Annotated in this window: 19 protein-coding genes; 16 read left to right on the top strand and 3 right to left on the bottom strand. The window is 40.8% G+C overall.

Features of this window, described 5'->3' with window-relative positions; translation table 11 throughout:
* The first annotated feature begins 202 nt into the window (after nt 1-202).
* The 4 genes from ACFG4S_RS25945 (at nt 203) to ACFG4S_RS25930 (ending at nt 5,079) form a co-directional block, all read left to right on the top strand.
* A complete protein-coding gene (locus ACFG4S_RS25945) occupies nt 203-580 on the top strand; it encodes a DUF1823 family protein (protein WP_392531812.1) in 378 nt (125 codons plus the stop codon).
* Between the two features lie 301 nt (nt 581-881).
* Entirely contained in the window at nt 882-2,540 is a 1,659-nt protein-coding gene (locus ACFG4S_RS25940) for an alpha-amylase family glycosyl hydrolase (protein ID WP_392531811.1), read from the top strand.
* 207 nt (nt 2,541-2,747) lie between these two features.
* Entirely contained in the window at nt 2,748-3,836 is a 1,089-nt protein-coding gene (locus ACFG4S_RS25935) for a DNA polymerase beta superfamily protein (RefSeq protein WP_392531810.1), read from the top strand.
* 826 nt (nt 3,837-4,662) lie between these two features.
* Nucleotides 4,663-5,079 carry a hypothetical protein gene (locus tag ACFG4S_RS25930; RefSeq protein ID WP_392531809.1) on the top strand — a complete coding sequence of 139 codons (417 nt, stop codon included), beginning with the start codon at nt 4,663-4,665 and terminating at the stop codon, nt 5,077-5,079.
* Nucleotides 5,080-5,100: 21 nt separating this feature from the next.
* Here the strand turns inward: ACFG4S_RS25930 and ACFG4S_RS25925 are convergent, their stop codons facing one another.
* Nucleotides 5,101-5,256, bottom strand: coding sequence for a hypothetical protein (locus tag ACFG4S_RS25925; RefSeq protein ID WP_392531808.1), 156 nt, complete (start codon nt 5,254-5,256; stop codon nt 5,101-5,103).
* 30 nt (nt 5,257-5,286) lie between these two features.
* Here ACFG4S_RS25925 and ACFG4S_RS25920 point away from each other — a divergent pair, with 30 nt between their 5' ends.
* The 7 genes from ACFG4S_RS25920 (at nt 5,287) to ACFG4S_RS25890 (ending at nt 13,862) form a co-directional block, all read left to right on the top strand.
* Entirely contained in the window at nt 5,287-5,604 is a 318-nt protein-coding gene (locus ACFG4S_RS25920; protein ID WP_392531807.1) for a DUF3172 domain-containing protein, read from the top strand.
* Nucleotides 5,605-6,099: 495 nt separating this feature from the next.
* Nucleotides 6,100-7,119, top strand: coding sequence for an RpoD/SigA family RNA polymerase sigma factor (locus ACFG4S_RS25915; RefSeq protein WP_392531806.1), 1,020 nt, complete (start codon nt 6,100-6,102; stop codon nt 7,117-7,119).
* Between the two features lie 43 nt (nt 7,120-7,162).
* The gene (locus ACFG4S_RS25910; RefSeq protein WP_392531805.1) at nt 7,163-7,657 is read left to right on the top strand and encodes an ureidoglycolate lyase; all 495 of its coding nucleotides are present in this window, start codon (nt 7,163-7,165) and stop codon (nt 7,655-7,657) included.
* A gap of 67 nt (nt 7,658-7,724) precedes the next feature.
* A complete protein-coding gene (locus tag ACFG4S_RS25905) occupies nt 7,725-9,989 on the top strand; it encodes a PAS domain S-box protein (protein ID WP_392531804.1) in 2,265 nt (754 codons plus the stop codon).
* 98 nt (nt 9,990-10,087) lie between these two features.
* The gene (gene hemC, locus ACFG4S_RS25900) at nt 10,088-11,059 is read left to right on the top strand and encodes a hydroxymethylbilane synthase (RefSeq protein WP_392531803.1); all 972 of its coding nucleotides are present in this window, start codon (nt 10,088-10,090) and stop codon (nt 11,057-11,059) included.
* 125 nt (nt 11,060-11,184) lie between these two features.
* Nucleotides 11,185-12,627, top strand: coding sequence for a glycogen synthase GlgA (gene glgA / locus ACFG4S_RS25895; RefSeq protein WP_392531802.1), 1,443 nt, complete (start codon nt 11,185-11,187; stop codon nt 12,625-12,627).
* Nucleotides 12,628-12,968: 341 nt separating this feature from the next.
* Nucleotides 12,969-13,862, top strand: a complete 894-nt coding sequence (locus ACFG4S_RS25890; RefSeq protein WP_392531801.1) for a M23 family metallopeptidase — start codon at nt 12,969-12,971, stop codon at nt 13,860-13,862.
* A gap of 200 nt (nt 13,863-14,062) precedes the next feature.
* Here the strand turns inward: ACFG4S_RS25890 and ACFG4S_RS25885 are convergent, their stop codons facing one another.
* Nucleotides 14,063-14,482, bottom strand: coding sequence for a hypothetical protein (locus tag ACFG4S_RS25885; protein WP_392531800.1), 420 nt, complete (start codon nt 14,480-14,482; stop codon nt 14,063-14,065).
* 474 nt (nt 14,483-14,956) lie between these two features.
* On the opposite strand from ACFG4S_RS25885, the gene psbQ reads away from it, so the two are divergent.
* The 5 genes from psbQ to ACFG4S_RS25860 all read left to right on the top strand — a co-directional run bounded on the left by psbQ (nt 14,957) and on the right by ACFG4S_RS25860 (nt 20,748).
* On the top strand, nt 14,957-15,412 hold the full coding sequence (gene psbQ, locus ACFG4S_RS25880; protein ID WP_392531799.1) for a photosystem II protein PsbQ: 456 nt from the start codon (nt 14,957-14,959) through the stop codon (nt 15,410-15,412).
* Nucleotides 15,413-15,486: 74 nt separating this feature from the next.
* Complete coding sequence (locus ACFG4S_RS25875; RefSeq protein WP_392531798.1) at nt 15,487-16,638, top strand: NAD(P)/FAD-dependent oxidoreductase; 1,152 nt, start codon at nt 15,487-15,489, stop codon at nt 16,636-16,638.
* Between the two features lie 50 nt (nt 16,639-16,688).
* Nucleotides 16,689-17,540 carry an alpha/beta fold hydrolase gene (locus ACFG4S_RS25870; protein WP_392531797.1) on the top strand — a complete coding sequence of 284 codons (852 nt, stop codon included), beginning with the start codon at nt 16,689-16,691 and terminating at the stop codon, nt 17,538-17,540.
* A gap of 199 nt (nt 17,541-17,739) precedes the next feature.
* Entirely contained in the window at nt 17,740-18,324 is a 585-nt protein-coding gene (gene hemJ / locus ACFG4S_RS25865) for a protoporphyrinogen oxidase HemJ (protein ID WP_392531796.1), read from the top strand.
* A 144-nt stretch (nt 18,325-18,468) separates the two neighbouring features.
* Nucleotides 18,469-20,748: a TOMM precursor leader peptide-binding protein gene (locus ACFG4S_RS25860; RefSeq protein ID WP_392531795.1), complete on the top strand. Its 2,280-nt coding sequence runs from the start codon at nt 18,469-18,471 to the stop codon at nt 20,746-20,748.
* Nucleotides 20,749-20,812: 64 nt separating this feature from the next.
* On the opposite strand, the gene ACFG4S_RS25855 is transcribed toward ACFG4S_RS25860, so the two are convergent.
* Nucleotides 20,813-22,189, bottom strand: a complete 1,377-nt coding sequence (locus ACFG4S_RS25855; RefSeq protein ID WP_392531794.1) for a hypothetical protein — start codon at nt 22,187-22,189, stop codon at nt 20,813-20,815.
* Nucleotides 22,190-22,855: the final 666 nt, after the last annotated feature.

Genomic DNA, 22,855 nt, shown 5'->3' with positions numbered 1-22,855 from the left:
TGTAATTAAATTCACTTTAGCTAGTTAACTGATATTAAATAACTCCCCTTAATGGGGAGTTATGAGTTAGGAGTGAGTATTCCATGTTCCTTGCTCAATCTGCTGGAGCTTATACAACTCGTTAAGTAGCTCAGTATGTTGATGTAACAGAGTAACGGGATAATGATAAAGGTTTTCTTAAATTATGACTCCTGACTTGCTTATGTCTAATCTGCCACCACTCAATACAGAAACAATTTGGGCAATTCTCAACGAGGAACTAGATGATGCCACAGTTAATCAATTGCTATGGCATTATTTAGGCTATCGCTATGACTCATCAAATGCACAATGGGATACTAGCCAAGTTGCACCAGAATGGCAGAATGAGTACCCACAACCACCAGATTTTATTGACTCTCGCCCAGCAACAGTCAAATTGACTCGTTCCATTCCAGTTGAAAATAAGCGATCGCTCAAAGAAAAACTTGGCTTCAAAGGTTATAAAATTGGTGAATTTGGACCTCGCCAAACTCGCAGGGCAACAGCAGCGAATTGGTTGTTAAGTTATCTACAACAAAATATCGACAACATTAAGTAATATTATCTAGCAAATACTTGGGCTAAAATATCTTATTTTTACCAAATGTTTGCTGTTTTAGTAATTAACAAAAATTTTTGAACTTATTTGCCAAAGTTTTATCATTATTATCATTAGTATGGTCCGCTTATGGCTTATGGCTTTTGTCTAACCCACCATAGAATTAAACTTCAGAAAATATTTATAAATTATTCCTGTAGATAGAAGCACTACTTATTCAATTCATTCTCTAGAGCTATTTGCAAATTTAATTAATCATTAGAGAATACTTCTATCAACCATTCATATTATAAACACTTCTATGTCAAAGCCAATTGAATTTAATTTATTTGCACCCTATAACAAAGGAGCCTCATTAATTGGTTCTTTTTCTGATTGGCAAGAAATTCCAATGGAAAAAGGTGAAGATGGTTATTTCCGCACAAGTGTTGAATTAGAAGATGGCGTTTATAAATATAAATTCCGCGTTCAATCAAATTCATGGTTTTTTGAACCAGAACAATGGGTTAATGTCACAGATCCGTGTGTAACTGATATCGATGAAGTAGGTGGAGAAGATAACGGTATTATTCGCGTTAAAGATGGGCAAAGAATTACCGATACTTATGTTTGGCAAAATGATGATAAACCTTTACCTGCTGACCACGAATTAGTAATTTATGAACTGCATGTTGGTGATTTTTCTGGTGGTGAAGATGACCCTTATGCACGAGGCAAATACAAACACGTTGTTGAAAAGCTAGATTATTTGTGTGAATTAGGAATCAACGCTATTGAGTTGATGCCACTGAAAGAATATCCCGGTGATTATAGTTGGGGTTATAATCCCCGCCACTTCTTTGCAACAGAATCTAGTTATGGTTCTACTGCGGAATTAAAAAATTTGATTGATGAGTGTCATGGTAGAGGCATTCGTGTAATTATTGATGGTATTTATAACCACTCAGAAGCATCTGCTCCATTAACACAAATCGATCACGATTATTGGTATCATCACTCGCCTCGTGACCCTGATAATAATTGGGGTCCTGAATTTAACTATGAACATTATGATGAAAAATTAGAAACTCATCCAGCACGTAAATTTATTGGTGAGACAATCCGTTTTTGGATTCAGGAATATCATCTTGATGGTATTCGCTATGATGCTGCAAGGCAAATTGCTAACTACGATTTCATGCATTGGATTGTTCAAGAAGCAAAAAATACTGCTGGTGCAAAGCCCTTTTATAACGTCGCCGAACACATTCCGGAAACTACCAGCATTACCAATTTTGATGGACCTATGGATGGTTGCTGGCATGATAGTTTCTATCACTGTATTTTAGAACATATCTGCGGCGATACATTTGATTTAGAGCGTCTCAAAGACGTTATTGACTGCAAACGTCAAGGTTTCTTAGGTGCTACTAATGTAGTAAATTACCTCACCAACCACGACCATAATCATATCATGGTAGAACTGGGCAACCGTGAGATTTTTAACGAAGAAGCTTTTAGGCGCTCTAAATTAGGAGTAGCTATCTTGATGACTGCTGTTGGTGTACCTTTAATTTGGATGGGAGAGGAATTTGGTGAGTATAAACCTAAACAACCTGAATCATCGAAAATCGACTGGACGCTGTTAGGTAATGATTTAAATCGTGGTTTATTTGATTTTTATAAAGGTTTAACCAACTTGCGTAAAAATAATCATGCTCTCTACACAGAAAATATTGATTTCATCCATGAAAATCCTGATGCAAAAGTACTGGCTTATAGCCGTTGGAATGAGCAAGGCTCTCGTGTAGTTGTGGTAGCAAATTTCTCAGAAAATTTCCTAGCTGGTTATCATGTTCCTAACTTTCCTGCCGCTGGTACATGGCACGAATGGACGGCGAATTATGATGTAGAAGCTGGTGACGATGGCATTATCATTGATTTGGGACCATACGAAGCTAAGGTGTTTGTCTGGCAGTAATTAAATTTAGTGGCTCTGAGTTAACATCTCAATAACTGAGACAAAGGGGGACATATAGCCCCCTTTTGACGTTAATTTAAATAAGATATATCACTCTAACCTATAATCGCTAGACTTTACCTCTTTCCCTCATTAAAATGTACTCAACTCAAATGAGAAACTTTGCATAACTCATAAGTTAAGATAACTATATTTTAATCAGGTGATATGAAAAGAATAGAAGTTGAACAAAGAACTATCTTCATTGGTTTGGCAGGTAGCCACGGGTATGGTTTAAATCGTCCTGATTCAGACTTTGATTATCGGGGAGTATTTATCGCACCCAAAAGGTACTACTTAGGATTCGATCGCATAGAACAAAAAGATACTGGTTGGGATGAGCCAGGAATATTTCCATTTATAGATGGCAATAAAGATACAGTCATATATGAATTAAAAAAAATTATCCAGTTATTATCGGGAGCTAATCCCAACGTTTTAGAATTGTTGTGGTTAAATGACTATCCTTTTTTAACTCCAGTAGGACAACATTTAATTAATCATAAACAGTTATTTTTGAGCAAGAAGGTAAAGCATACTTACACTGGTTATGCCTTTGCCCAAATAAAAAAAATGGAAACTCATCGCAAATGGTTGTTAAAGCCACCGCAAAAAAAACCAATCCCATCTGACTTTGCCATAGAAGACGAAGCACCGCTAAGTAAAGATGAACTAAATGCTTTTTTAGAGTATCTTTATAATTTAATCAGAGGACGAATTGAGTTTTTAGAAGAGGCAGAGCAATTATACCAATTGTTGACGGCAGATATTGATTTTAAAGGAGTGCTGAAACAATATACTTTACCCGATGAGACTTTAGAATATACCCAAAAGTTAACCAATAGCCGTAAAGATTTTATCCGTCTGCTTCAGAAAAGTCAAAGTTATCAAATAGCTTTAAGAGAATGGAAAGCTTACTTATCTTGGCAGGAAAATAGAAATCCGGCTAGAGCAGAAATGGAACTAAAGTCAGGCTTTGACCTCAAACACGGGATGCACTGTATTAGATTGTTACGCAGCGGATTAGAAATATTGCGCCAAGGAGAAGTAATTGTAGATAGAAGAATAGCTGGTGATGTTGATGATTTAAAAGCTATTCTCAAGGGTGAATATTCCTATGAACAGGTGATGAAAATGGCAGAAGATTTAGTTGCCGAAATGGAAATTGTTTACGAACAATCTACCTTACCTCACAAACCTGATTTAGAGCAAATTAATGATTTATGCATGGAATTAGTGGAAATGCAGAGTTGGTGAGTCATATCATATCTGGTTGCAGACTTATTATTTATAGGACTTACGCAATTGGCATATTATTTTTAGTTCGCAGAGAGGACTTTAGTCCTTAAAATCAGGGCTGTTCGCGTTGGTAGAGCCTTTCTAAGAGTTGCATTCCTGCATATCCCGAACTCAGGTTAATTAGTCTAAGCTGATGCGCGTCTAAAGTATATAAACACTCTTGATGGTCGTTGACTGTTGACTGTTGACGGTTAATGCTTACCAGTCATCAGTCATCAGGTAAATGTACAAATTAAATGCGTAACAGCTTATCAAGGGAAGTTTGAAGGCTAAAGAAAAAAATCCAGCCATGAAGAATATTATCTGCTAGAACTGAACTATGATTCTCCTTCCCATCTGTGTTCAAAAGTTCTAAAACCAAGCTGCTATTTTTCGGCTTCCGTATCTAGTAGTCTGCCAACCCAAAATTGCTAGGTTTGGACTGGGAAAAGGGGACTGGGGTTGGGGGAAGGAATTAAAACCTTTTCCCTTTTCCCCTTTCCCTTTACCCCGCCAAGTTTCCTTGGCGAACTACTAGTACACCAGTGGGTAAACAAACTACCCATTGCAAATTAATAAAACGCTTAGAGACTTCCAAGAAATAAATTACCCAATATTGTGGGGTGGGCAACATGAGCGCCCACATACAAGGGCGGGCGAGACGCCACCCCACAAGAAGTAGTTGAGTATTTTTTTATTTGAAAGTCCCTTACAGTACATGAATTACGGATTATTAATTCCCAATTCCGCAAAGCAGTAGTAGCTAACTGTAATTATTAAACTGACAATTTTGAGAAATTTAATCATGAAATCTTTTTACGTCTCCTTAGTCATTGCGATCGCTGCACTGACTCTCTCCCAGAGTGCCTATGCGAACCAAGACAATGTTCTAAATACAATAGGCGATACCAGTAACGAGCCGCTTGGCGATCGCAATCAGGCTGAAGTTTTATTGACTGAACCCGCCAGTATTACCAATACATGGAGAAGTTTTACTGGACAAACTAACAATCCACAACAAACTCCTCAATCAATTTCAGTAGTACAAGACAAAGAATGTCAGAAATTTAACCCTCTTGAATTGATCGATAACCCACAGGCTTTCTTCAAGCAATGTCAGAAGCAAACAAATGCCCAAAATTCTCAAAGTACCGAGCCAATTGAGTATTTGAAGGTTCCTAAGCTCGATTCTGGAATTAGTGTAACAGTTACTCAATTCTGATATGGGAAGTTTGTCAAATAATCAACATACAGGAGATTGCAAGGTAATCAAGTACCAATTTTTGGTATTTTGGCGAATGCGATCGCTTAATTTACAGTCTAAAAATTTGGAGTTTAATGCTTTACCACTACGATAGATCCGGTTTTCGCAGTATTCATATTTAGTGTTTTCTGTCAATGCGTATATCTGTACTAAATATTTTGTTGAATGTATAGTTATGCTGCTCAAGGAAAATTTTTTTACTTCAATACGATATTAGTGGCGATCGTGGGTGTTACTGTCTTGCCAACTATTATCCTTGGTGTTAATGTGACGACTGTTACTACTTTTAGTCCCAAGAATGTCTCCAGCTGTAATTACACTTATAATACTACATCGAATGCAGATATCTGTGTGCATTATGGCACAAGTGAAATTTTCACAGATACCTGCGTCTTTATTTGTCATCTTAAATTCCTGGAAAGTTTATGTTACGTAATTGCTTATGGAACTTTAGATATATTTAGCATCACATCCTTTCGGTAACTTTACCATAAAAAATGGCGAGTTTTCAAAAAATAAGCAATTTTAAAAAAAGCTTAATTGATTTTATCTTTCTCAAAAATCTAGAGAATGTATCGGCATATTTTGGAGAAAATTGAGTGAGAAAAATTATAAAAATATATTGATTTAGTATTTATCGAGATGATTTAATGTGAGGAATATGGAGGCAATTGCTGATTTTGGATTTAATCAATTTACCGATATCTAAAAGTAATTTATCAAGGAGTGTAATTGTTTAAAATTATCTATCTGTTGATGATAATTTTGGTAATTGATTTATCAGCACCAATAATGGTAATATTTAGGGAGGCAGTTGATTTTGGGTTTCTTATCTCCAATAATTGACTTGTAATGTATCATAGACCGAAATTGATTAAGTCTTACCAATGGATGGATTAGTGGTGTGAAATAGCTAGGAGTCTGAAGTTCTAGACTTGATACCAATAAATTAATAAGGTTACACAGGAGTGAATAACCATGAGCAACTTAACATCTCCACAAACCGAAGTTACAAAAACGAAGAAAAAAAGTTTAGTTGCAGATAAAAAACCTCGAACTACAGATGATATTGTGCGTATTTATCTGCAAGAGATCGGGCGTGTAGATTTGTTGACTCGTGAGCAGGAAGTTGTTTTTGCCCAACAAGTGCAGCAGATGATGACTTTACTGGCGGCTAAAGAAGAATTAGCTGTGAAATTAAAGTATGAACCTACAATACAAGAATTGGCAGAAAAGATGGAGTTAACTGTTGAAGAGTTGGAGCAACAACTAACTCAAGGACAGCAAGCCAAGCAGAAAATGATTGAAGCGAATCTCAGGTTAGTGGTAGCAGTAGCGAAGAAATACCAGCACCGCAACTTAGAATTTATGGATTTAATTCAAGAGGGTACTTTGGGTTTAGAGCGAGGAGTGGATAAATTTGATCCCGCTCTTGGTTATAAGTTTTCAACTTATGCTTACTGGTGGATTCGTCAAGGAATCACACGAGCGATCGCTCAACAAGGACGTACCATTCGGTTACCGATTCATATCTTTGAAAAACTGAATAAAATTAAGCGGGTACAGCGAGAATTATCTCAACAATTGGGTCGCGTTCCCACTACTGCGGAAATCGCTGAAGCTTTGTCTTTAACACCGATCCAGATTCGAGAGTGTTTGTATTTAGCCCGTCAACCCTTCTCTCTAGAGGCGCGAGTTGGCGAACAACAGGATACAGAATTACAAGACATACTCCAAGACGACGGACTTTCTCCCGAAGATTACGCTGCGGAGGAATCCCTGCATCAAGACTTGCAAGACTTATTGTCAAAACTGTCTCCTCAGCAACGAGAAATATTAACCTTGCGCTTTGGTCTGACTGATGGGCATGAACTTTCTCTAGCACAAATTGGCGATCGCATGGGTATTAGTCGAGAACGGGTACGTCAGATAGAGCAAAAAGCTCTCAGTCTCCTACGACGCCAAAAAGAACAAGTACGTAGTTATCTAGCTAGCTAAGATGGTTTTTGGAATTCCTTGAGTAATTTCAAAAAAATTTGATATGAGTACATCACCAACATTACAACAATTACACGTGCAATGGGTGACGCCAGAAAACTTTCGGCGTTATGGACAAGTAATTTTTGCAAGTCTTGATGGCAAAGCTGACGATGCAGAAGATGCCAACTTAAACTTGCAAAACGGAACTCCCCGATTTTATATTATACGGTTGGAAAAAAGGGGGCGAAAGTTTCATAAAATTACTCGCCATGTGCAATGCACTCAATGTCTTGGTTCTTTGGCAGGAAAAGATTGGTTAATTGCAGTTTGTCCACCTAATAATCAAGTGAAAGAACCAGCGTTAGAGGAAATTGCTGCTTTCCGAATTCCGGGGAATTGTTTTATCAAATTACATGAGGGAACTTGGCACGCTGGGCCGTATTTTGAGCATGAAGCTGTAGATTTTTATAATTTGGAACTAGCTGATACGAATGTGGTAGATCATTTCACTCATGATTTTCTCAAAAGTCATCAGTTAGAGTTTGAGATGGTGTAAGTGGATAGTGAAGTCGTTACTCAAAATTAGATAATTGACTTTGACACACTGAAACTTTCCCATACTTATGCGCGACTTTAACATTATCAATCTTGCGCCCATCAGTGTCGCCTTTACTATTGTTGCTGTAGGGGTAATTTACTATTTTCTCAACCTAGAAGTAACTAAACGACAACGGGCAGAAATGGTACTACGGCAACAAACTGAGCGAGAGCGATTAGTAAACCAGATTGCTCAACATATCCGTGAATCTTTGGAGTTAGAGGAGGTTCTGACTACCACTGTTGCCGAAGTGCGGGAGTTTCTCCAAGCAGATCGGGTGTTAATTTATCGCATTTGGGAAGATGGGACAGGCAGTGCAATTACTGAAACCGTTTTACCTGAATATACAAAAATTTTGGGAGAAACTTTTCCCGAAGAAGTGTTTCCTAGAGAATATCATCAAGCATATTCATTGGGGAAAACCCGAGCGATCGCTAATGTTGAACAAGCAGATGTAGAGCTATGTCTGGCAGACTTCGTGAAGAAATTCGGCGTACAAGCGAAGTTGGTTGTGCCTATTTTACAAGAAAATCGAGAAGCAGAACAACAAAGAGATCGCCAAACACCCGCTTCTGTGCCTTATCTTTGGGGATTATTGATTGCCCATCAGTGCGATCGCCCGCGCGTCTGGGAATCCTGGGAAGTTGAATTGATGAAGCAACTTGCGACTCAAGTGGCGATTGCTATCCAACAGTCAGAACTTTACAAACAGCTACAAAAACTTAACGCTGAGTTAGAACATCGCGTCCGAAAGAGAACTCAAGAGTTAGCTTTAGCCAACGTCTCTCTGAGAGCAGAAATCGCTGAACGTCAGCGCACTCAAGCTGCACTGCAAGCTTTAATTACTGCCTCTCCTCGTGCCATTTTCACACTTGATTTACAAGGTCACGTAAAAATTTGGAATCCTGCGGCGGAACGGATGTTTGGTTGGAAAGAGGCGGAGGTAATCGATCGTCTTAACCCGATTTTTTTAGATGACCAATCACAAGAATATCATACCCTACAACAAAGCATATTCCAAGGAACAACTTATACCAGAGTAGAATTACGCCGTTATAAAAAAGATGGCAGTCCGATCGACATTGTTTTCTCTGCCGCTCCATTGCATGATACTGAGGATAATATTGACGGTATGGTGGCAGTGATTGCTGACATTACACACCAAAAGCAACAGGAAGAACAGGTACGTTTGTTGCAATCTGTAGTTGTCAATACTAATGATGCTGTAGTTATTACCGAAGCAGAACCCATTGACGAACCTGGCCCATATATTATCTATGTTAATGAAGCATTTACCCGGATTACTGGCTACAGCCTCCAAGAAGTTTTGGGTAAAACGCCCCGTATCCTTCAAGGGTCAAAAACAAGTCGGGCTGAACTAGATAAAGTCTGGACTGCCCTTTCTCGTTGGGAAACAATCACCGTTCAGGTAATCAACTACCGCAAAGACGGCTCGGAATTTTGGAATGAATTTAGCATCGTACCGATAGCCGATCAAACAGGCTGCTATACCCATTGGATATCAGTACAACGCGATATCACCGAACGCAAGCGGCTAGATGAAATTCGTATGGCACTAGAGCGAGAGAGAGAACTCAGCTTGCTGAAAACACGTTTTTTCTCAATGGCATCTCATGAATTTCGCACTCCTCTAAGTACTGCTCTAGCAGCTGCCCAATTGTTAGAAAACTGCCAAGATGAATGGGATAACTCTGCAAAGCGATTGAGGAACTTACAGCGGATTCAACTCTCTGTAAAAAATATGGTTCAGATTCTAGACGATATTTTGACGATCAATCGAGCCGAAACCGGAAAACTAGAATTTAATCCCAAACTTTTAGATTTAGAAGGATTCTCTGGTTGTTTTCTGGAAGAAATGCGCCTGAGTACAGACGAAAAGCATACACTTACATTTGTTTCCCAAGGCCAAGCTGTTCCTACTTGGGTGGATGAAAGATTGTTGCGTTCAATTCTCTCAAATTTACTGCTGAATGCGATTAAATACTCTCCAGAAGGCGGCAATATCGATCTGAGTCTAGAGTTTAAATCAGATCGGGTGATTCTCCAAGTTCAAGATCGAGGTATTGGAATTCCCTTAGCGGATCAAAAGCAACTGTTTGAGCCGTTTCATCGGGGTAAAAATGTCAAAAGTATTCCTGGTACAGGATTAGGATTGGCAGTGGTTAAAAAGTGTGTAGACTTACACCAAGGTCATATTAACATCACCAGTGAAGTCGGAATTGGTACAACTTGTGCGATCGCTCTGCCATTAAAAGGTAAAGATTTGTAAGCCAAAATCCCAAATCTAAAATCGAAAATTAGTGCGAGTCCCTGACTACGGTAGTCTAGATGAGAGTGAATTTATCGCCTAGTTTGATATATAGTTTTATGACTTCAGTTGTTTCTAGTCCCCCACGCACAATTCGCATTGGTTCACGCAAAAGCCAACTTGCTCTAGTTCAGACCTACTGGGTACAAGAGCAACTTCAGAAAAGCTTTCCTGATATCACTTTTGAAGTTCACACCATGTCTACCCAAGGCGACAAAATCTTGGATGTAGCCTTAGCCAAAATTGGCGATAAAGGACTTTTTACTAAAGAACTTGAGTTGGGAATGCTCAATCACGAGATTGATTTTGCGGTTCATTCCCTGAAGGATTTGCCGACTAACCTACCACAACAGTTAACACTGGCAGCAATTACCGAACGGGAAAACCCCGCAGATGCTCTAGTAGTGCATGAAAAGCACAAAGATAAACAAATCGATACTTTGCCAGAGGGTGCAGTCATCGGCACATCTTCTCTACGACGGTTAGCACAATTACGCCACCACTTCCCCCACTTTTCTTTTAAGGATGTCCGGGGAAACTTGATTACACGGTTGGCGAAACTAGATGTAGGTGAATATGATGCCTTGATTTTGGCAGCAGCCGGATTAGAGCGATTGGAAATGAGCGATCGCATTCATCAAATCATACCCAAAGAAATCTCACTCCACGCCGTTGGCCAAGGCGCTCTAGGAATAGAATGCCGTGCAGATGATAGCGAATTAATCACCCTACTCAAAGCGATCGAACATCCGGCAACACGCGATCGCTGTCTCGCTGAAAGAGCTTTCTTGCGTGATTTAGAGGGCGGCTGTCAAGTACCTATTGGTGTCAATACAGAAATCTCTGGCGATAAATTAACTTTAACAGGAATCGTCGCCAGTATCGATGGTCAAAAGATGGTAAAAGATACCGTCACCGGGGAAGCCAACAATGCCGAAGCACTAGGCACAGAACTAGCACATCTGTTGCGGGGACAAGGAGCGCAAGAAATTTTAGCCGAAATTTTTGCGGTGATTCAGCGGGGTTCCTAAGCAATTGCACAAGCTGATGTGATTAGATAAGTAAGTAATCAATAAACAGTCATCAGTAGCCAGTAAACACTTAAAAACTGACGACTGATAACTGTATAGGCAGAATCGGGGAAACAAAACTTACCATGCGGATTTTATTTGTTGCGGCAGAGGCAGCTCCTGTTGCGAAAGTAGGAGGAATGGGTGACGTTGTTGGAGCATTGCCCAAGTTCCTCAGAGCAATGGGGCACGATGTGCGAATATTCTTGCCTTACTATGGCTTCCTCCCAGACAAAATGGAGATTCCCAAGGAACCCATTTGGTGGGGAGATGCCATGTTCCAGCACTTTGCAGTATATGAAAGCGTTTTGCCTGGTACTGATGTTCCCTTGTACTTATTCGGACATCCCTCATTCATGCCCCGCCGTATTTATTCCGGAGAAGATGAAGACTGGCGGTTCACCTTGTTTGCCAATGGTGCAGCCGAGTTTGCCTGGAATTACTGGAAACCAGATATTATTCATTGCCACGATTGGCATACGGGAATGATTCCTGTATGGATGCACCAAGATCCTGATATCACTACGGTATTTACTATTCATAACCTCGCTTATCAGGGGCCGTGGCGTTGGTATTTAGAAAAAATTACATGGTGTCCTTGGTATATGCAAGGACATAATGTAATGGCAGCGGCGGTGCAATTTGCCAATAAGGTAAATACAGTTTCGCCGACTTATGCCGAACAAATCAAGACAGCTGCTTATGGTGAAACATTAGAAGGTTTGTTGTCTTTTATTAGCGGTAAATTATCTGGGATTATCAATGGTATTGATACCGAAGTTTATAACCCAGCCAATGACAAATATATTGCCCAAACCTTCACTGCTGATACCCTAGATAAACGAAAGGCTAACAAAATTGCTTTGCAAGAGGAAGTAGGATTAGAAGTCAATTCTAAAGCCTTTTTAATTGGGATTGTGACGCGATTAGTTGAACAAAAAGGCATTGATTTGATCTTACAAATCCTCGATCGCTTTCTTTCCTATACAGATTCACAGTTTGTACTGTTGGGGACAGGCGATCGCTACTATGAAACTCAGATGTGGCAATTAGCATCTCGCTTTCCCGGACGCATGGCAACTTACCTATTGTATAACGATGCCTTGTCTCGCCGGATCTACGCTGGTACTGACGCCTTTTTAATGCCTAGCCGTTTTGAACCTTGCGGTATTAGCCAAATGATGGCTTTGCGCTACGGTTCTGTACCCATTGTTCGCCGTACAGGCGGATTAGTTGACACCGTATCACATCACGACCCCGAAAACGCAGCAGGCACCGGTTACTGCTTTGACCGCTACGAAACCCTAGACCTTTTCACCTCCATGATTCGAGCTTGGGAAGGCTTCCGTTTCAAACCCCAATGGCAAGAACTACAAAAACGCGGCATGAGGGAAGACTTTAGCTGGTATCAATCTGCTAAGCAGTACGTGAAATTGTACAGGTCAATTTATGGCTTGCCGGAAGAAGAAGAGGAGACACCACAACCAGAGTTAGTGTTAAACGAAGCAGTCGCCACTAGTAGTTCCTGAACCCCTAAATAATTACTTTTTACAACTCGTGATGGTATTTTTCAGATTGGCTTGATGTCTGAACAATGCCATCATGAGTTTTTTGCTTGTCAAATTTTTTACTCCAAGAGGGTTTATCTGTCAATACAGTTCAGATAAGACAAAAAGACATGTAAAGACGCCGATTTATCGCATCTCAAAAACCCAAAATTTTTGCCAGTAGCCCTTAACCCAAGCGTATTAGATTATTATGTTAACAATATTTTTTGAATTGGTATAATTTCCCGATCTTTTCTGAGTTAGCTTGAAACAACAAATAATTAGCAAGTGTCTAAATTGTTATTCTCACAAGCTTCCAACTTATGAAAAAGCATAGTATTGATCGATACCGTACCTGTGGACTAATTGGGTTAATATCCTTAACTGTTGTATTAAGTACAACTACATCAGCCTTAACACAGTTAGCAAGAAATTCCCTAATTCAGCCAAATCCCATTGCTACTACTAACTTGATCTGGCCGACTCAAGGGTTTATTTCTCAAGGCTTTCGTAAATATCAACATGAAGGAATTGATATCGCCGGGACATCTGGTACTCCTATTGTTGCGGCTGCATCCGGTACAGTTGTCAAAGCAGGTTGGGATAATTGGGGATTAGGCAATGCTATAACTATTAAACATCCTGACGGTAGCATAACTGTTTATGGGCACAATCGACGTTTGTTAGTGAGCAAAGGTCAACAGGTGATTCAAGGCCAAATTATTGCTGAAATGGGATCTACAGGCAATAGTACAGCACCTCATCTTCACTTTGAAGTTCATTCAGATGGTCGAATAGCAGTTGACCCGCTTCGTGTATTGGCATCCTCAGATGCAAACGTCGCCTCTAATTCTAGAGTTGAGCAAGTCGGTAATACGAACCACTCAGTCTTGATATCCTCAGTAGGAAAGCAAGTTTCAACTTCACAACCAATTGCAATAGGTTTTGCAACTTTAAATGCGAATACTGGATGCAATGGAATTACAGTCATTGAAGGCGAAACTGCAAAAATTCGTGTAAAAGTGTGTGAAGAAAATGGTCACTTATTTTACATTGGGCAGATGAAACAAGATCCAAGTCAGCCTATAAAGATACCAGCGTTAAATATTGGCAAAGGCAGATATCAAGCTGATAGTGGTAGTTTCTCTTATTTAGTCACTCCTAAAAAAGTAGAAGTTTGGCGAAATGGCAATCGGATTCGTTCTGAAAGTTTCTAGATTTTAAACTAATACTCCAAGGCAAAATTTAAAATTTAAAGAGGTATGTAGCGTCAACGTTTCATTAATAGGGATTTTAATTAATTGCAATATATTTCGTATATCTAAACTCAAAGCGTCTTTAAGTTTCAATTCCTAATAGAGATTTTGATTAATTGCAATTTTGGGTACGTCGATCTAGCAACCTTCGATCTCAACTTTCAATTATTAAATACTTCTAAAATCTGTCGGCAAATCTGTTTGAGCTTATCCCCGATTTCACCAGAAGGCGAAGATGCGCCAAGAATACTCCAGTTTTCGACCGTAGAAAGTCGCCACGCCTCACCGCGATGATCGAATCCGGCTACTTCCACGCCGATCGCCCGGCGTAAATTATTGATCGGGTCTTGATAAAATCGGATTTGAATTAAGACACTGCGACTTCGCCAAGATTTGCTAATACCAGGAAAATGAAAGCCAATATCTATAGAATCTGGATCGACTAACTCCCTAGTTTCTGGGTCATTCTTCCAGGGTTTGAGGTCAGATTTGGCATCCGGAAACTCGAATTTGAACAAATTAACTACTGTAGCAATCTTGCTGGCGAGTTCAAGGTTAGTTGCCTGTTCAGATGCGTTCACTAAAAAACACTCCTATATTGCGTCAGCGTCTGGGGATATGTGAAGACAGTAAAATCGCCAGAAGGCTTATAATATTGGTGTTTCAGCTTATCAAGACCTTGGAAATTTAGCAACTTTAAATCAGGCTTTCCTAACAATATTGTTACTAAAAAGAATTCAGAAGCCACAATGGTGAGTTTGCCAGAAATGGATCTGACTTTTCATAGAATCTTGAAAACCTTTCCCTTAAAAGGTTCATCTGTGGGATCATTCTGAATTCTGACTCCTGCTCATTAAAATCGCTTCTTGTTGAGACTAAATAACACCTTTTAAGTAATTATACTTAAAATTTTCTCAAAAGCTGATGAAACTCTCTTTTTTGAAGAAAATATTAAGATTTTCTGTAAAATCCTTGAACCACAAGAACGATAAATCGCGGTAGCGATCTAAAATGACACTGTTAATCGGCAAACAAAAAGCAAATAAGTTCACTGTATGGCGCGTCAACGCTCGATTTTTTCCTTACTTCTAGTATTAATGGCCACATTTCTCATTAGTTGTGGTAGTCCTGGTGTCGCAGTGGCACCTCCAACCTACACAACAGCTCAAATTGAGAAAATTCAGTTATATGTTCCTCAAATTGAGGCTGTGCGCGATCGCTCAGAAGAGTTGAAAACCTTGATCCAAAAAAGTGATTGGATCAACGTGAGTAACTTTATACATGGTCCTATAACCTCAGCGAGGCTGAATCTGACTTATGTCACTCCCAACCTCCTGCCTCAAGACCAAGCTACAGCACGTCAAATAGCGCGAGATTTGTTTAATCACCTGGTTAAGGTCGATCGAGCTGCTAACGCTAGTAACGCTCAACTTGCTTCGATTAACTCCCAAGCGGCTTTCGCCGATATTGATAAATTCCTCCAGTTGCTTCCTAAAGCAGAAGAGAGTTAGGAGTTAAAAGTTAGGAGTTGAGGGTTAAAGATTTTAAATTTTTAACTCGTAACTCCTAATTTCAAACAAAAATTATGAATGTAGTCATTATCGGTTGTGGTGTGGTTGGGGCTACGATCGCCTATGAACTGAGTCAAGTAAAAGGGCTGAAAATCACAGTTTGCGATCGACAACCACCAGCACAAGCTTCCACGGGTGCTGCACTTGGCGTTTTAATGGGCGCAATCAGCCAAAAAATCAAGGGCAAAGCTTGGCAAATGCGCCAAACTAGCATCCAACGCTATGAAACCTTAATTCCAGAATTAGAAGCTTTAACGAATCGGAAAATCCTTTTTAATCGCCAAGGAATTCTCATGTTGTTGTCTGATTCCTCCCTAGAGGGGATGTCAGCATGGGAAAAGTTAGTAAAAATCCGCCAATCTCAAGGCTGGCATTTAGAAATTTGGGATACTACTCAACTTCAGAATATGTGTCCTCAAGTCAATGGCGAAAAAGTTACTGGTGCTGTGTATTCTCCCCAAGACCGTCAACTCGATCCAACTGCCCTCACATTAGCTTTAGTTGACGCTGCCCAGCGCAATGGTGTAACTTTCAAATTTGGCGTAACTGTTTTAGATGCTCAAACCTCAACATCTGAATCTTCGCCCAAATTTTGCGATCGCCTTGAGACTACAGAAGGAAAAATAGCCGCTGATTGGTTTGTAGTGGCAGCAGGGCTAGGTTCAACTCCACTAACGGCAAAATTAAACCAAGTGATTGATATTCGCCCTGTGTTGGGGCAAGCGTTGCAACTAAGCTTACGGCATCCCTTGGGAAATGCCAACTTCCAGCCAGCAATTACAGGTAACGATGTCCATATTGTGCCTGTGGGTGGTGGAGATTATTGGGTGGGTGCAACAGTCGAATTTCCCACCAATGGCGATGAAATCCCACCAAATCAACAATTGCTCGAATCTGTGAGAGAACAAGCGATCGCATTTTGCCCAGAATTAGCCACAGCAAGTATTCTCCGCACTTGGTCAGGTTTACGCCCCCGTCCTCAAGGAAGGCCAGCCCCAGTCATTGGTAAGCTACCAGGGTTTAGTAACGTCCTCCTCGCTACCGGACACTATCGCAACGGCGTTTTATTAGCACCCGCTACAGCATATGCAATTCGTGAGATGATTATTCCTCAGGGAATGGGGAATCAGGGAGCAGGGGGAGTAGGAAAGGCAGGGGGAGAATAAATAACCCAATGCCCCATGCCCAATCCCCAATACAAATATAGGAAAATAGCGTGTCAATAACAGAAAATAAAATCAATGTAGATTCACTGGAATGGTTTTATCGGGAATCTTTACCAATCGGCAGAAGTGATTTAGCGCCTGTATTGTTGTTACACGGCTTGGTTTCACAAAGTTACAGTTGGCGTCATATTATACCTGCATTGGCAAATCAAGGTACAAGAGCGATCGCTCCAGATTGGATTGGTTATGGCTTTTCTGCAAAACCAGAAAAACGAGATTTTGCTTACACTCCTGATGCTTTTATTACAGCTTTAGAAGGATTTATCAAAGCGCTAGAACTTGAACATTTCTCTTTAGTTGTCCAAGGTTTTTTAGGTTCTGTAGGACTACAATACGCCTTGCGTCACCCAGAACAAATTGCCAATTTAGCTATCTTAAATACACCAATTTCAACTACTGCTAAATTACCTTGGAAAATAAAACAAATGGGTTTACCTTTGGCAGGTGAAGTCATAACCCAAGACCCTCTATTGGTTGACCGAACCCTAGAAGGTGGCAGCCGTTATCGTATAGAAGATAAGGATTTAGATATTTATCGAAAACCATTTTTGACAACCTCTGCATCTGGTCGAGGTCTATTAGCAAGTATTCGTAATTTACAACTTGATTCAGCAATGACAGAAATCGAATCTGGGTTTAAAGAATGGCAACAACCAATTCTCATTCAATGGGGAATGATTGACCCTTGGTTACCTGTAGACATTGCAGAAAAGTTTGCAAATTCCGTACCAAATGCCGAATTAATAAAACTTAATAACGTCGGACATTATCCTCAAGAACACTACCACGAAACTATTTTAGAAGACCTTTTACCATTTGTGCGTCGTAAAGATGCTCATTGATAATATACCTCTGGCAAAATTATCGATATTATAAAAAATGAAACCAAGATGACTACAGATAAAAATCTGTGATTTATCTGTAGTCAAAAATAAATTCTGGATTTCTGCCAGGCTTATAGTGTTATCCCAGACGGGATTTGTGAACTTTTTATTATCATTAAAAGTGCATCACAACCACAAGTAAAGGAGATGAGAATTCATGGCTTATTCATGGTTTAAAGCATTTCATATTATCGGATTTGTAGTTTGGTTTGCCGGTTTGTTTTACTTGGTACGTCTGTTTATTTATCACGTTGAAGCTAACCTTGAACCTGAGCCAGCGCGAACGATACTGAAAAATCAATATCAAATCATGGAAAAGCGCCTGTATTATATCATTACTAATCCAGGAATGTATGTGACAATCGCAATGGCGATCGGTTTAGTAAGTACTGAAACGGAAGTGTTAAAAGAGGGTTGGTTGCATATCAAACTGCTGTTTGTGACAATTTTAATTGGCTATCATCATTACTGCGCTCGCCTAATGAAGAAGTTAGCCGTAGATGAATGTAACTGGAGTGGTCAACAATTACGTGCTTTAAATGAAGCGCCAACAGTCATGTTGGTAGCGATCGTTTTGCTGGCTGTATTTAAGAATAATCTACCTACAGACATCACAGTTTGGGGCATTTTTGCCATGATTATTTTGATGGCAGTAACTATTCAACTTTACGCCAAAAAACGTAGGCAGGATAAAGAGAAGTTGACGGCGCAGATAGGGCAAATTCCTCAAGAGCAAATTTAGAATATAGTTTATTCCCCAGTACGATCGCTTCTACCTTTTCTGCCCTCCTGATTTGAGAGTGCTGTACATGAATAGCGAGGCGTTTAGCCCGTGGTAAGTGCTGAGTAAAAATCCCATAACTGCCTAAGCTATCCTAAACCAGGTATGAAAATTCCCCAGATTAAACCTCACTTTTGCATCGAAATAGTTGAACCTAAAACCGTCTATTTACTCAGCGAATCTGCTACTCATGCGCTCACGGGTAGTCTCTATTGCCGGATTCTTCCGTTTCTGAATGGTCAGCACACCCTAGACGAAATTACCCAGCAGCTAGATGGGCAGGTCGCGCCAGACCATATTCACTACGTCCTCGATCGCTTGCAAGAAAAAGGCTACCTAACCGATGCCGCTCACACCCTGACTCCAGAAGCGGCGGCCTTTTGGAGTCTACTAGGTGTAGAACCACAGGTAGTTAGCGATCGCCTTGCACATACCCAAGTTTTTGTGACAGCCATTGGTGCAGCAAAAGCGCAAAATTTAATTGAAGCATTGCAGGCGGTAGAAATTCCCGTCCAGCAAGGACAGCCAGACGAACCAACATCAGGGGTTCATTCCCTATGGGTGGTTCTCACCGATGACTATCTTCAGCCAGAACTAAGTCACATCAATAAAATCGCCCTGCAAACTCAGCAACCCTGGCTACTCGTTAAACCACTCGGTGGGATACCGTGGTTCGGCTCGATCTTTGTACCAGGAGAAACAGGCTGCTGGGAATGTTTAGCCCATCGGTTACAGGGCAATCGGGAGGTAGAAACTTCAATTTTGCAACAGCAAGGGAAGACAGGGAGTGGATGTTTACCAACTGCTGTTGCTGGATTGCCTTCGACACAACAAACAGCGATCGCTCTCACCACCACCGAAGTTGCGAAATGGCTAGTGCAGCAAATTGTCCCAGAAGCGAAAATTGAGACGTTAGCTGGGAAAATCATCACCTTCGATCAAACGAACTTCACCCTGAAAATGCACTCCCTGACTCAGCGCCCTCAATGTCCCACTTGTGGGAATCCCGATTTAGTCAGTCAACAGGTTAACCGAGCGATCGCTCTCACCAGCCGCAAAAAGTTGTTTACCGAAGATGGGGGACATCGGGCATTTACACCAGAACAAATCTTGCAACGCTATGAGCATTTAATCAGTCCGATTACCGGAGTCGTCAGTGCCCTTGTGCGAGTCTCTGACCCCAACAACCTCCTGATCCATACCTACAACGCCACCCATGCCTCCGATTCCTCTTCAAACCTGAACCACTTGCGAGAATCGCTAAGACACAAAAGCGGCGGTAAGGGCAAGACCGATCGCCAATCCCAGGTAAGCGGACTCTGTGAAGCGATCGAACGCTATTCCGGCATCTATCAAGGCGATGAACTCAAAATTAGCGCAACGTTTGCTGATTTGAGCGACTGCGCCATTCATCCAGCCGAGTGCTTGTTGTTTAGCCACAATCAGTATCAAAATCGGAAGGAGTTGAATCAAACAGCGATCGTGGAGCATGATTGGATTCCGCAACCCTTTGATGAACACCAGGTGATTGATTGGACTCCTGTATGGTCAATGACCGAGCAACGACACAAATACCTCCCCACTGCTTTTTGCTATTACAACTATCCACTGCCCAAAGCTCACCGCTTTTGTTTTGCCGACTCCAACGGCAACGCTGCCGGAGGAACGCTAGAAGATGCCATTCTCCAGGGATTTTTCGAGTTAGTGGAGCGTGATAGTGTCGGACTCTGGTGGTACAATCGCCTGTCGCGCCCATCTGTAGACCTAGCCAGCTTTAACGATTCCTACCTATTAGAGTTGCAAGATTGGTATTCCAGCCAGCAACGCGATCTGTGGGTACTCGATTTAACCACTGACCTGGGCATTCCCGCCTTTGCCGCCCTCTCTCGCAACAGAAGTGGCAGTGAAGAACGAATCATTACCGGATACGGAGCGCACTTCGATCCTAAAATTGCGATTTTACGCGCTGTCACTGAGATGAATCAAATTGGTTTCAATGTAGACCACCGGGATTATTCAACTGCCTCTGACCCTGCCCTGCACCATTGGTTTACCCAGGCAACCTTAGCCAATCAGCCCTATCTAGCTCCCTCACAAACGCCGCCCAAACAATATGCCGATTATCCACAGCACTGGAGCAATGATATTCAGCAAGATGTTTTGACCTGCGTAGAAGTCGTCAGACGAGCAGAGCTAGAAATGCTTGTGCTGAATCAAACCCGCCCCGATATCGATTTACCCGTCGTCAAAGTCATTGTGCCTGGTTTACGACACTTCTGGTCCCGATTTGGAGCAGGACGGCTGTATGATGTCCCCGCAAAACTAGGGTGGCTCGCTTCACCGTTGACTGAAGACCAGATGAACCCGATGCCAATGGTGTTTTGATATGTCTAATGCCTTCACCACTCCCTTGAAGGCGATCGGCTGACCTTGCAAACAACTCAGCACCTTATAATCTGAGTATGTTACCAAATCTCTCTTTTCCCATGAAGATTTTATATGTTGTTGCGGTTCCGGCAGTAGATTCATGTTGACCGACACCAACAACATTATTAACATTGGTTTCAGTGTTCACTTCAAAGAAGAGTGTGCAACCATTATTACTGCCAGCTTTTCCCACAGAAAAATGTTTGACATTAGTATGACCTGTGGTAGCTTTTCCATACCCGTTTTCAATCCCTGTAATACATCTACCAATTGCTGACTTTTGTGTGTTAGCGGGCATCACTTCCTGGATTTTTATCTCCAGCTGTTCTCGTGTGTGTTCTTCCCCATGCCAGATGAATTTTATTGAGGAGTCAGTGTCAAGGATATCAGAGTCTGTGTTTTCCGCAATTTCGATGTTGTCTTGCCTTCTCTTCTTCTTCTCTTTTCTTGGTGTTGCTTCTGCTATTTCCTGCCCTTGTGGTCTTGGTGTTGACTCTTCTATATCCTGCCGCGCTTTTGAGGTTAGACTTAGTTTAAAGTCATTGCCTACTGGTTCAACCTTAACGAATTGAGACGAGCTAGGCTCACTGGCAAGCTCTTGAGAATTGGGTTCAGGCGGTAACAGCAACTGTTGAACAGAAGGTATCACTTCTTTGTTTGCATCTTCTATTCTCTTTCGCCTTTTTTCTTGCTTTCTTTGCTGTTTGTTAGGAATAGGAACTTCTTCAACAGGTACAAGATTTGGGTTATTTCGAGCTGCTATTATAGCTCTCTCTTTTTCTACCCATTCTGTTAACATCCCCATTAACACATGCAGTATTCCTCCCCCAATTCCGGCCGGTATTATCATCGTCTCCCCTCTGATCATATTTGAAATTACACATCCAAGGAAGAATGCGTATCCAAGTCCTCCCATCACAAATCTCTTAACAGCTTCACCACCTGTCATACGTTGAATAATTTTTGTGGACTTTGCTGTTAATCGGGAGACCTGAGGCTGAATAGTATTTGTGTCGGGTTGAGCTTGCAATTGGTCTTTGTCTTGAGGTAAAGATTCTGAGCGAATCTCGCTTTGTGGCTGATGAATCTTTTCCACTACCTGATGTGCCATTGCGTCGGCTTGCTGCTCATACTTATCCCCTGGTTGTCCAATTGTCAGCTTTGCCTGTACTCTTGGTGGTTCCCCCTTCTTAGGCGGCAAACATAAACCAGGGATTTCTAGCAAGTTGGTATGTGCTTTGTTTACAAGTTTCTTTCCCTGGATAATTTGATTCTCAGTTGTTAGTGTCGGCGTTGTTCGTTTAGATGGCGGTGCAAAGGGTCTTGAGGAAAACTGTGATGTTGACTGCGGTGTTTGGGATCTACTGGAATGAGATTTGTCAACTCTTTCAAATGCCATACTCAGTAAATCCTCTCAATAGCTATAATTTATTTAATCTTTGCCATTCCAAATAGCAGCAATATTACTGACTCTCAAAAATTATTTGGAACAAAGTATTAACTCTCTAAAAACATCATCTCATACAAATTGCTAAATGCAACGCTGTACTCACTGTGCGTTAGCTTATTTTGAGATCCGAACGGGAATTAAAGGCTTAATGCAAAAATAAACAGGAACCTATCCCACTATTTCAAAAAGTCCTACTTAGTTTCGTAAAATGTGCTTGAAAACCTTAATTTTTCGTTTTCAGTTCTCAATAAGCTTAACCTTTGTAGCACAAATATTATTAGTGGGATAAGTTCAGGTATTTTTCAGTAACCCGTTAATTATCGGTAAAATTTATGGCCATGACACAAGGCTTCCAGAGATGATTATTTGAAGAGGGTGTTTGAAAAATTTTGAGGGGTCAAATTTTATGCTAACGGGACTTAAACATTTTTGACGAATAAATAAGCCTCAAACCATTGTGGGGTAAGGAAAATACACCAAATGCCTGAAAACGCCTGAAACCCAGATATATCAACCAATCAAGCAAATTTTGATCCCAACAAGAGAACTTTTACAAAATCTTATCCTCTTCGGTTGATCTGAACTGGATTGAATTATATTCGTCGTATAATCACC

The sequence above is a fragment of the Nostoc sp. C117 genome (assembly GCF_043099735.1).
Lineage (GTDB): Bacteria > Cyanobacteriota > Cyanobacteriia > Cyanobacteriales > Nostocaceae > Nostoc.
The sequence above is the reverse complement of the archived record's forward strand: the minus strand, read 5'-3'. Positions and strand labels throughout refer to the sequence as shown.

Bases quoted from the DNA above. Each gene is read 5' to 3' on its own strand.
- ACFG4S_RS25940 (WP_392531811.1), top strand. From the start codon at position 882: ATGTCAAAGCCAATTGAATTTAATTTATTTGCACCCTATAACAAAGGA.
- ACFG4S_RS25920 (WP_392531807.1), top strand. From the start codon at position 5,287: ATGTATAGTTATGCTGCTCAAGGAAAATTTTTTTACTTCAATACGATA.
- ACFG4S_RS25915 (WP_392531806.1), top strand. From the start codon at position 6,100: ATGAGCAACTTAACATCTCCACAAACCGAAGTTACAAAAACGAAGAAA.
- ACFG4S_RS25855 (WP_392531794.1), bottom strand. From the start codon at position 22,189: ATGGCATTTGAAAGAGTTGACAAATCTCATTCCAGTAGATCCCAAACA.
- hemC (WP_392531803.1), top strand. From the start codon at position 10,088: ATGACTTCAGTTGTTTCTAGTCCCCCACGCACAATTCGCATTGGTTCA.
- hemJ (WP_392531796.1), top strand. From the start codon at position 17,740: ATGGCTTATTCATGGTTTAAAGCATTTCATATTATCGGATTTGTAGTT.
- ACFG4S_RS25935 (WP_392531810.1), top strand. From the start codon at position 2,748: ATGAAAAGAATAGAAGTTGAACAAAGAACTATCTTCATTGGTTTGGCA.
- ACFG4S_RS25945 (WP_392531812.1), top strand. From the start codon at position 203: ATGTCTAATCTGCCACCACTCAATACAGAAACAATTTGGGCAATTCTC.
- ACFG4S_RS25910 (WP_392531805.1), top strand. From the start codon at position 7,163: ATGAGTACATCACCAACATTACAACAATTACACGTGCAATGGGTGACG.
- psbQ (WP_392531799.1), top strand. From the start codon at position 14,957: ATGGCGCGTCAACGCTCGATTTTTTCCTTACTTCTAGTATTAATGGCC.
- ACFG4S_RS25890 (WP_392531801.1), top strand. From the start codon at position 12,969: ATGAAAAAGCATAGTATTGATCGATACCGTACCTGTGGACTAATTGGG.
- ACFG4S_RS25875 (WP_392531798.1), top strand. From the start codon at position 15,487: ATGAATGTAGTCATTATCGGTTGTGGTGTGGTTGGGGCTACGATCGCC.
- glgA (WP_392531802.1), top strand. From the start codon at position 11,185: ATGCGGATTTTATTTGTTGCGGCAGAGGCAGCTCCTGTTGCGAAAGTA.
- ACFG4S_RS25860 (WP_392531795.1), top strand. From the start codon at position 18,469: ATGAAAATTCCCCAGATTAAACCTCACTTTTGCATCGAAATAGTTGAA.
- ACFG4S_RS25905 (WP_392531804.1), top strand. From the start codon at position 7,725: ATGCGCGACTTTAACATTATCAATCTTGCGCCCATCAGTGTCGCCTTT.
- ACFG4S_RS25930 (WP_392531809.1), top strand. From the start codon at position 4,663: ATGAAATCTTTTTACGTCTCCTTAGTCATTGCGATCGCTGCACTGACT.